Below are 2,721 nucleotides of genomic sequence, written 5' to 3' on the forward strand. Positions count from 1 at the left end.
ATGTCGGTGAGATCAACTACCCCTATCTGTTCGCGCTGCTCGATGAGCTCGGCTACAGCGGTTGGGTAGGGTGTGAATACAAGCCGCTGCGCGGCGCAGAAGCCGGCGCTACGCAGGCCGGGCTGGGCTGGCTGAAAAGACTTCGCGAATGCGCCTGAGCGCGTTCGCAGCATTCAGCGCGCGCAACGAAACGTCAAATTGATGCGCTGCCTGCCCAGGCGCGCGTGTTCGCCCTCGGCCAGCGGTGCTACGCCGTGATAAGCCAGCCGCGACGGGCCGCCCCACACCGCCACGTCGCCATGCACCAGGCGGTATCGCGCGGGGCGGTCGCTGCGATTCAGGCCGCCGAACAAAAACACCGCCGGCAAGCCCATCGACACCGACACAATCGGCGCCTCCATGCTGCCTTCATCCTTGTCCTGGTGTAGCGAGAGGCGCGCTCCGGGCTCATAGCGGTTGATCAGGCAGGCGTCCGGCCGAAAATTGCCGAAACCCGCTTCCGCTGCGGCGTGCAGTGCCAGTTCGGCAAAGCAGGCTGGCATGGCCGGCCAGCGTCGGCCTGAAAGCGGGTCGTTCGCGTCATAGCGGTAACCGCTGTGATCGGACACCCAGCCCAGCGCGCCGCAATTGCTCATCGCGACCGACATGGTGTAGCCGCCCGGCGTGACCAGGTGGCGCAGCGGCGCGGCCGCGGTGACGTCTTGCACAGCTTGCAGTAACACTTCGTCCACCTCGCAGGCAAAGCCGCGCAGCAGCATGGCGCCTGGTGCCATCACCTCGGGCGCGGTGTATGGCGCCGGCACCTCATCGAAAAGCCCCAGGGTCACACCATCTCCTTTACTCAGCATCATGAAAAATAATGCCCAGCGTGTGCCGGCGGCCGCTACGCACCGTGCTCACGCCGTGCCGCATGTTGACCCGGTAAAAGCCGCGGCTGCCCTGCACCGGCCGGTGATGCACGGCAAACACCACGGCGTCGCCCTGCCGCAGCGGCACCACCTCGGGCCGCGACTGCATGCGCGGGCGCTGCTCCGTCAGCACAAACTCGCCGCCCGTGAAATCTTCGCCCGGGCGCGACAGCAGCACGGCGACCTGGATCGGGAACACGTGCTCGCCATACAGGTCCTGGTGCAGGCAGTTGTAGTCTCCAGGACCATATTGCAAGAGCAGCGGTGTAGGCCGCTGCTGGCCTGCCGCGTGACAGCGTGCGAGGAAATCGGCATGGACCGGCGGATAGCGCACGTCAATCCCCATGGCCTGGTTCCAGGCATTGGCCACGCCGACCAACCGCGGGTAAAGCGTGGTGCGCAGCCGCGCCACGATGTCCGGCAGCGGGTAGCGGAAGTACTGGTATTCGCCCTGGCCGAAGCCGTGGCGCTGCATCACCACCCGGCTGCGAAAGCGGCCCGCATCGGCATAGAGCGCGGTGACGGCCTCACATTCCTGCGCGCCCAGCAGCTGCGGCAGCACGGCGCTGCCGTAGCGGTTGAGTGTGGCTGTAATGTGCGCCCAGCCGCCTGTTCCGGCATCCGTGTCGGCGGATTCGGGCAACAGGCTGGGGGCATCGGAAACGGGCGGCATGCGGAAATCCTTTGAGGCGATGGGGCATCCATCAACGCATTCAGGATAAATCCGGCGGCTCGCTAACGCTCGCCGGAATCGGACATTTCATTCGACCTTGGTCAAGCAGCCAGCTCGGAGAGGATGGGGCAATCAGGCCGGCTGTTGCCCTGGCAGCAGTGCGCCAGGTGGCCCAGGGTCTGCTTCATCGCTTCCATCTCGGCAATACGGCGCTCCAGGTCGGCCACATGGGCCAGCGCGATGCGCTTGACGTCGGCACTCGCGCGGCGCTTGTTCTGCCATAACTTGAGCAACTCGGCGATCTCGATCATGCTGAACCCCAGCGCGCGGGCGCGGCGTATGAAGCGCAGCGTGTGCACTTCTTTTTCGCCGTACTGGCGGTAACCCGCATCGGTGCGGTGCACGGTGGGCAGCAGGCCCAGCGACTCGTAGTGGCGAATCATCTTGGCGGACACGCCCGTGTGCGCAGCGGCCTGGCCGATGTTGAGCGGACCAATATCAAATGTGTCAGTCATGGGTGCTCCCTTTCCAGCGGCGCAACAGCAGGGCGTTCATCACCACACTGGCGCTGCTCAGCGCCATGGCGGCGCCGGCGATGACGGGGCTGAGCAGCCCCAGCGCAGCCAGCGGAATACCGACCACGTTGTAAACAAAAGCCCAGAACAGGTTCTGGCGGATCTTGGCGTAGGTGCGGCGCGAAATATCGATGGCGTCCGCCACCAGCGCCGGGTTGCCGCGCATCAGCGTGATGCCGGCGGCGTGCATGGCCACGTCGGTGCCGGTGGACATCGCGATGCCCACATCGGCCGCGGCGAGGGCGGGTGCATCGTTGATGCCGTCGCCCACCATGGCCACACGCCCGCTTTGCGCTTGCGCAGCGGCCTTGAGTTGGCCGATGATGGCGGCTTTGTCTTGCGGCAACACCTGGCTGTGCACAAGGTCTATTCCGAGTTGCTGCGCCACGGCTTCGGCGCTGCCGCGGTTGTCGCCGGTCACCAAAGCGGTTTGAATGCCCAGTGCGTGGAGGCGGGAAATCGCCGGCGCCGCGCTGCTTTTGAGCATGTCGCCAAACGCCATCAGCCCGAGAAGCTGCGGTGTTCCGGTGACTTCGGCCAGCCACGACACCGTGCGGCCCTGGGC

General features: G+C 65.8%; 5 protein-coding genes. 1 reads left to right on the forward strand and 4 read right to left on the reverse strand.

The features are described 5' to 3' along the window. Positions 1 to 158 (forward strand): TIM barrel protein (locus AC1D1P_RS20125; protein ID WP_477674187.1); only part of this gene is annotated, 158 nt, incomplete at its 5' end. Between the two features lie 15 nt (positions 159 to 173). Here the strand turns inward: AC1D1P_RS20125 and alkB are convergent. The 4 genes from alkB to AC1D1P_RS20145 all read right to left on the reverse strand — a co-directional run. After that, positions 174 to 827, reverse strand: coding sequence for a DNA oxidative demethylase AlkB (gene alkB / locus AC1D1P_RS20130; RefSeq protein ID WP_477670452.1), 654 nt, complete (start codon positions 825 to 827; stop codon positions 174 to 176). A gap of 10 nt (positions 828 to 837) precedes the next feature. Further along, positions 838 to 1,581, reverse strand: a complete 744-nt coding sequence (locus AC1D1P_RS20135) for a 2OG-Fe(II) oxygenase (protein ID WP_477674185.1) — start codon at positions 1,579 to 1,581, stop codon at positions 838 to 840. A gap of 101 nt (positions 1,582 to 1,682) precedes the next feature. Then, positions 1,683 to 2,096, reverse strand: a complete 414-nt coding sequence (gene cueR / locus AC1D1P_RS20140; RefSeq protein ID WP_477670454.1) for a Cu(I)-responsive transcriptional regulator — start codon at positions 2,094 to 2,096, stop codon at positions 1,683 to 1,685. After that, the coding region (locus AC1D1P_RS20145; protein ID WP_477674186.1) for an HAD-IC family P-type ATPase at positions 2,089 to 2,721 on the reverse strand (633 nt) is incomplete at its 5' end. The genes AC1D1P_RS20145 and cueR, both read right to left, overlap by 8 nt.

The organism is Polaromonas sp. P1_E1_2 (assembly GCF_056406035.1).